This window comes from Nocardiopsis sp. CNS-639 (genome assembly GCF_000381685.1).
GTDB lineage: Bacteria > Actinomycetota > Actinomycetes > Streptosporangiales > Streptosporangiaceae > Nocardiopsis > Nocardiopsis dassonvillei.
Window position 1 is genome coordinate 149000 of sequence record NZ_KB906868.1, and the last position, 6674, is coordinate 155673.

Below are 6674 nucleotides of genomic sequence, written 5' to 3' on the forward strand. Positions count from 1 at the left end.
GCCATCCCCTTTCCCCTTCGTTCCCCGAGGAGACGACACAGATGACCGCATCCGCGCCCGAGGAACACGGTTCCGCCACCCCGCCCCCGGCGGAGTTCCCCCTGGCCCGCTCCTGCCCCTTCTCCCCGCCCGAGGCCTACGAGGGGATGCGCGCCGCCGCCCCCCTGACCAGGGTCACGATCCCCAGCGGCAAGCAGGCCTGGCTCCTCACCCGCTACGACGACGTGCGGACCGCGCTGTCCCACCCCGCCTCCAGCTCCGACGCCCGCCACCCCGCCTTCCCCGCCCTGGGCAGGGGCGAACAGGCGGTCGCCGCCGACCTGCGCCCCTTCATCCGCATGGACCCGCCCGACCACACCCGTGTCCGCCGCATGCTCGTGGGCGAGTTCACCGTGCGCCGGGTGCGCGAGATGCGCCCGGAGATCGAGCGGATCTGCGCCGAGCAGGCCCGCCACCTGCTCTCCCTGCCGACCCCCGCCGACCTGGTCGGCGAGTACGCCAACCGGGTGTCCACGACCGTCATCTGCCGCCTGCTCGGCGTCCCTCTGGAGGACCTGGAGTTCTTCCGGCGCATCACCACGGTCTCGGGCGGGCGCGACAGCACCGAGGAGGAGGTGGGCGCCGCGCTCGCCGACCTGTTCGGCCTGATCAACCGGCTCATCGACGAGAAGGCCGACGATCCGCGGGACGACCTCATCAGCCGCCTGGTCACCGGCCCCCTGGCGCGCGGGGAGATCACCCGCCAGTCCCTGCTCTCCCAGATCGGCATCACGCTCAACGCCGGGCACGAGACCTCGCGCAACATGATCCCGCTCGCGGCACTGGCCCTGCTGGACCACCCCGACCAGCTGGCCCTGCTGCGCGAGGACCCCTCGCTGTGGCCGGGCGCGGTGGACGAACTCCTGCGCTACCTGTCCGTGGCCGACGTCATCACCCTGCGCGTGGCCACCGAGGACATCCCCCTGGACGGGGCCACCATCCCGGCGGGCGACGGATACATCGCGCTGCTCGGCGCCGCCAACCGCGACCCCGCGGCCTTCCCCGAGCCCGGAAGGCTGGACGTGACCCGCTCGCAGCGGGGCCACGTCGCCTTCGGCTACGGGACGCACCAGTGCGTGGGGCAGAACCTGGGGCGCCTGGAGATCGAGGTGGCCCTGCGGACGCTGTTCGAGCAGGTGCCCACCCTGCGCCGGGCGGTGCCGCTGGAGGAGCTGCCCCAGCGTTCGGCCTCGGCGATCTTCGGGCTGGAGGAGGTGCCGGTGTCGTGGTGAGCCCCGACCGCGACCTGGCCGGTGAGGCGTCCGGCCCCGACGGGCCCGAGGCGTCGCCCGATCCCGGTCCGCTGCGCCTGCACGCCGACACCGGCGTGTGCGCCGGAGCAGGACAGTGCGTCCGGGCCGCCCCCGACCTCTTCGACCAGGACGACGACGGCCTGGTGGTCCTGCTCCGCGCCGACGTACCCGAGCGGGACCGCGAGCGAGCCCTGACGGCGGCCGACTGGTGCCCCTCGGGCGCCGTCAGCGTCCACGAAGCCTCCTGACCCCCGCGTCAGGACACCATCCCCCGGGCCGTGCCGACCACGGCCCCGATCCGAAAGGCCCCACGATGAGACGACGATCCCTCATGGCCGGTGCGTGCGCACTGGCCCTGGTCGCGACCGGCTGCGGCGGCGGAGGGGAGCAGACCGCCGCCTCCGAGGAAGCCGCCCTGCGCTACGCCGCGGTGGGGGCGCCCGCCGCCACCACCCACGACCCGCACGGACGGGTCGGCAACGAGGCCGACTACCTGCGCTTCGCCATGCTCTACGACGTCCTCACCGTCACCGACGAGCAGGGCGCGGTCCAGCCGCGCCTGGCCACGGCGTGGGAGCCGGTGGACGGCGACCTCACCCGCTGGAGCGTCACCCTGCGCGACGACGCCGCCTTCTCCGACGGCCGGCCCGTCACGGCCGACGACGTCCTGTTCTCGCTGCGCCGCATCCAGGGCAAGGGCGCGGAGAACAACGGCCGCCTGTCCATGTTCGACCTGGAGGCCTCCAGCGCCACCGGCGAGCACGGGCTGGAACTGGTCACCCGCCAGCCCTACGCCGAGGTCGGCCTGGCCCTGGCCTCCCTCACCTTCGTCGTTCCCGAGGGCAGCGAGGACATCACCGAGCCCGTCGCGGGCTCGGGCCCCTTCGTCCTGGACGAGGGAGACGACACCACCTCCGTCCTGAGCCGCAACGACGACTGGTGGGGTGAGGCGCCCTCCTACGAGAGGCTGGAGATCACCGCCATGCCCGACCCGGCCGCGCGCGCCGCCGCCGTCGCCTCCGGACAGGCCGACGTCGCCGGGAGCGTCGCCCCGGCCACCGCCCAGCAGTACGCCGACGGCGGCGAGGTCGAGGTGGTCACCCGCCCCGGCGGCGTCAACTACCCGCTGGTCATGGACCTGGAGACCGAGCCCTTCGACGACCCCGACGTCCGCGAGGCGGTCAAGCTCGCCCTGGACCGCGAGCAGCTCGTGGAGACCGTCTTCCTGGGCTACGGGGAGCCCGGCGCCGACCTCCTCAGCCCCCTGGAGCCCTTCGCCCCGGACGCGCCCCCGGTGGAGCGCGACCTGGACCGGGCGCGCGAACTGCTGGAGGAGGCCGGGCACGGCGACGGGGTGTCCCTCACCCTGCACGCCACCAATTCCTACCCCGGCATGGAGGAGGCCGCGGTGCTGGTCTCCGAGCAGCTCGCCGAGGCCGGGATCGAGGTCGAGGTCGAGGTGGGAGCCCCCGACACCTACTGGACCGAGGTCTGGAACGTCGAACCCTTCTACCTCAACAGCCTCGGCGGCAACGGCTTCGTGGACTTCTCCCGGATGGCGCTGCTCGCGGACGGCCCCATCAACGAGACCGGCTGGAACGACCCCGAGTGGGACGCCGCCTTCAACGACGCGCTGGCAACCGCCGACGAGGCCGAGCGCCACGCGGCCCTGGGCGGGCTCCAGCAGCGCATCGCCGACGAGGGCGGCTACGCGGTCTGGGGCGTGGGCGACGGGATCGACCTCACCGCGCCCGGCGTGACCGACCTGCCCACCGGTCCCGGGTTCCACCGGCTGCGCGTCGAACAGGTCGGGGTGCCGGGCTGATGACCCCCACCCACGCGGCGCCACCCGGCGCCGTGCCGCGGACGCGGGGAACGGGCACGGCCCTGCTCCTCGCGTCCGCGCGGGCCCTGCTCCTGCTGGTGGCGGTGTCGGCCGCGGTCTTCGCGGCCACCGAGCTGCTGCCCGGTGACGCCGCCCAGCTGCGGGCGGTCCCCGGAGCGCAGCAGGAGGAGGTCCAGCGGCTGCGCGAGGAACTGGGCCTGGACGCGCCCGCCTGGCAGCGCTACGCCGCGTGGGCGGGCTCCCTGGCCACCGGAGACCTCGGGGTCTCCCTGGTCAACGGGCGGCCCGTCGCCGACGCCCTCCTCCAGCGGCTGCCCGCCACGCTCGCGCTCGTCGGGGGAGCGCTCCTGCTGGCCGCGCCCGCCATGCTCGCCCTGGGCTGGTGGGCGGGCTCGGCCCGCCGGGGCGGGGGAGCGCCGACCGCGCTGCTGACTGGCGGCGCCGCCCTGCCCTCGGCCGTGGTGGCCAGCGGTCTGGCCGCCCTGCTCTCCGGGGCCCTGGGCCTGGTCCCGCCGGTGTCGCTGCTGCCCCCGGGCAGGCCGCCGACCGAGAGCCCCGAACTGCTGGTCCTGCCGGTGCTGTCCCTGGCGCTGCCCACCGCCCTGTTCGGCGCGAGCCTGCTCTCGGGTGCGGTGGCCGACGCCCTGCGCCGCCCCCACGTGGCCGACTCCCGGCGCCGGGGCAGCCCCGCCTGGCGGGTCGCGGCCGTGGACGTGCTGCCCTTCCTGCTCGCGCCCCTCACCCGCGTCCTGGCCGTCAGCGCGGGCGGGCTCGTGGCCGCCGCGACCGTGGTGGAGACCCTCTTCGGCTACCCCGGGCTCGGTTCGCTCCTGGTCGCCTCCCTCGCCTCGCGCGACCTGCCCGTGGTGCAGGCCACGGCGGTGCTGGCGGCGGCGGTCGTCCTGGCGGGCCTGCTCGTGGCCGACGCCGTCGCGGCCGTGGCCGATCCCCGGGGGAGGACGCCGTGAGCCGCGCGCTGTTCCCGGTCCTGCTGGTCGCGGTGCTGGCCGCCGCGCTCCTGGGGCACTGGCTGGCGCCCCACGACCCCACCGAGCCCCTGGGCGTGCCCTGGCGGGGACCCGCGCCAGGCCACCCGCTGGGCACCGACGCCCTCGGCCGGGACGTGTGGTCGCGCGTGCTCGCCGGGGGAGGGGAGCTGCTGACCGTCTCGGTGGCGGCCGCGGTGTGCGCCTCGGCCGTCGGCGTCGTCGGCGGACTGGCCGCGGGCTGGGCCGCGGGCGCGGTCGACCGAGCGCTCACCGCGGCGGCCGACCTCATGCTGGCCGTTCCCTCGCTGCTGCTGGCCCTGGTCGCGGCGGTCGCGTTGCCCGGCCGGGCGGCCGTCGTGGTGGCCACGGTGTGCGGCGGGGCGCCGCTCACCCTGCGGGTGGTCCGCGACGCCGTCCGCTCGGTGCGCGCCTCGGGGTACGTGGAGGCCGCCCGGTGCCGGGGCGAGCGCCCGGCGTCGATCCTGTTCCGGGAGGTCCTGCCCGCCGTGCGCGGGCTGGTCGCCGCCGACCTGGGCCTGCGTCTCGTGGTGGCCCTCCAGGTCGCCTCGGCGCTGGGCGTCCTGGGCTTTGGCGCCTCCCCTCCGGCGCCCGACTGGGCGCTGATGCTGCGCGAGAACATGGCCGGCGCGGCGATGAACCCCTGGGCCGTGGCCGCACCGGCCGCCGCCCTGGGCGCGACCACGGTCGTCCTCGCCCTGGCCGCCCAGTTCTCCCCGCGCCGCGACGGCGTCCGGCCCCGGCGGAGGGGTTTCGCGAGAAGGAGGAAGGAGGCTCTCGGTGACAGTGGATCCGGTGGGTTCGGTGGTTGAGGACGCGGGGCTGAGCGCGCTGGGGATCCGCGTGCGGAACCTGGAGGGCCGGGCCGTGGTCGGCCCGGTGGACCTGCGGGTGCCGGACGGGCGGGTCCTGGCGGTCATGGGCGGGTCCGGCGGCGGAAAGACGAGTGCCGTGCTGGCCGCCCTGGACGCCCTGCCGCCCGGGCTGGTGCGCGAGGCCGGGGAGGTGCGCTGGCACGGGACGCCGATCCCCGCCGGACGTGCGGCGCGCCGCTGGCGGCTGGCCCACGCCGGAATCCTCGGCCAGGACCCGGCCTCGGACCTGCACCCCCTGCGCACGGTGTTCGCGCTGGTGGCGGAGGGGCTGCCGCGTTCGCGTCCGGAGGAGGAGGGGACGCCGAACTCTGACCCGACGGGAGAGGGGGAAGCGGGTCCCGGTCCAGCGGCGAAGGGACGGCCGCGCTCTGGACCGGCGGTGGAGGGAGGGCCGTTCTCCAGTCCAGCGGCGGGGGTGCCGCCGCGTTCCGGAGGCCGGGACGCGCGGCGGGCCGTGCGCGGCGCGCTCGCGGACCTGGGCCTGGACCCCGACGCCGTGGGGCGCCGCCGCCCGCACGAGCTCTCCGGCGGGCAGGCCCAGCGCGTGGCGCTGGCCAGGGCGCTCGTGGGCGACCCCCGCGTGCTGGTGCTGGACGAACCCACCAGCGGCCTCGACCCCGCCACGGTGGAACTGGTGGTGCGGGTACTGGAGCGGCGGCGAGGGAGGCCCGGCCGGGTGACGGTCGTCGTCACGCACGACCGCGCCTTCGCGGACCGCGTGGCCGACGACCGCCTCGTGCTGGGGAGCTTCTCCGACGCGCGGGGAGCGGACGCGGAGCGCGCCGCCCCCTCCGGCGGCGCCGAGGTGCTCGGGCTCCGGGGTGTGCGCGTGACCGCTCCCGGTGGACGGGAGCTGATCACCGGGGCGGACCTGTCGGTGCGACGCGGCGAGTGCGTCGCGGTCCTGGGCCCCTCCGGAAGCGGCAAGTCCACGCTGCTGCGCGCCGTAGCCGGACTGCACCCGCCGACCTCGGGGAGCATGGCCCTGAACGGCGCTCCGCTGCCGCCGCGCCTGAGTGACCGGGACCGACCCCTCCTGCGCGCGGTCCAGTTCGTCGGACAGGACCCCGTGGGGGCGCTCAACCCCGCCCACCGCGTGGGCACGGCGCTGGCCCGCCCCGCCCGCGTGCTCCTGGGGCTCTCGCGCGCCGAGGCCCGCTCCCGCGTCCCCGACCTCCTCGCGCGGGTCGGCCTGCCCGGAAGCGTCGCCGACGCCCACCCCGGGCGGCTCTCCGGCGGCCAGCGCCAGCGGGTGGCCATCGCCCGCGCCCTGGCCGCGCGCCCCGACCTCCTGTTGGCCGACGAGGTCACCTCGGCCCTGGACGCGGCCAGCGCCCGCACGGTCCTGGAGCTGCTGGACTCCCTGCGCGAGCAACACGGGCTGGCCGTGCTCCTGGTCACCCACGACCGCGACGTCGCCGCCCGCGCCGACCGGATGCTGGCGCTGGACCCCGAGCACCGGAAGCTGGACCCCGAGGGCCTCACCGTGCCCTAGGCACTGTTTTTTAGACGGGTGAGGTCTCGGAGCCAGATCCGGATCGAGGCCACTAACACGGTCCCGTCGAAGATCGTGGCCCGCTTGTCGTAGCGGGTCGCGACCGCCCGGTTCTGCTTGAGCAGGTTGATACACCGCTCCACGGTGTTGCGGCCCCGG

The 6674-nt window shown here is 76.2% G+C and carries 6 protein-coding genes; all 6 read left to right on the plus strand.

Annotated elements, in window-relative coordinates:
- Positions 1–41 precede the first annotated feature (41 nt).
- The 6 genes from G011_RS0121460 (at position 42) to G011_RS0121485 (ending at position 6515) form a co-directional block, all read left to right on the plus strand.
- Positions 42–1271, plus strand: coding sequence for a cytochrome P450 (locus tag G011_RS0121460; protein WP_019610276.1), 1230 nt, complete (start codon positions 42–44; stop codon positions 1269–1271).
- Positions 1265–1540, plus strand: a complete 276-nt coding sequence (locus G011_RS0121465; protein ID WP_019610277.1) for a ferredoxin — start codon at positions 1265–1267, stop codon at positions 1538–1540. Before G011_RS0121460 ends, G011_RS0121465 begins: the two co-directional genes overlap by 7 nt.
- A 65-nt stretch (positions 1541–1605) precedes the next feature.
- Entirely contained in the window at positions 1606–3117 is a 1512-nt protein-coding gene (locus G011_RS0121470) for an ABC transporter substrate-binding protein (RefSeq protein ID WP_026338512.1), read from the plus strand.
- Entirely contained in the window at positions 3117–4106 is a 990-nt protein-coding gene (locus G011_RS0121475; protein ID WP_019610279.1) for an ABC transporter permease, read from the plus strand. The genes G011_RS0121470 and G011_RS0121475 overlap by 1 nt, the downstream gene beginning before the upstream one ends.
- The gene (locus G011_RS0121480; protein WP_013152091.1) at positions 4103–4957 is read left to right on the plus strand and encodes an ABC transporter permease; all 855 of its coding nucleotides are present in this window, start codon (positions 4103–4105) and stop codon (positions 4955–4957) included. The genes G011_RS0121475 and G011_RS0121480 overlap by 4 nt, the downstream gene beginning before the upstream one ends.
- Positions 4932–6515: an ATP-binding cassette domain-containing protein gene (locus tag G011_RS0121485; RefSeq protein ID WP_019610280.1), complete on the plus strand. Its 1584-nt coding sequence runs from the start codon at positions 4932–4934 to the stop codon at positions 6513–6515. Before G011_RS0121480 ends, G011_RS0121485 begins: the two co-directional genes overlap by 26 nt.
- Positions 6516–6674: the final 159 nt, after the last annotated feature.

What these genes read in the sequence shown, in the direction of transcription:
- G011_RS0121460 (WP_019610276.1), top strand. Translation starts at nt 42, where the DNA reads ATGACCGCATCCGCGCCCGAGGAACACGGTTCCGCCACCCCGCCCCCG.
- G011_RS0121470 (WP_026338512.1), top strand. Translation starts at nt 1,606, where the DNA reads ATGAGACGACGATCCCTCATGGCCGGTGCGTGCGCACTGGCCCTGGTC.
- G011_RS0121475 (WP_019610279.1), top strand. Translation starts at nt 3,117, where the DNA reads ATGACCCCCACCCACGCGGCGCCACCCGGCGCCGTGCCGCGGACGCGG.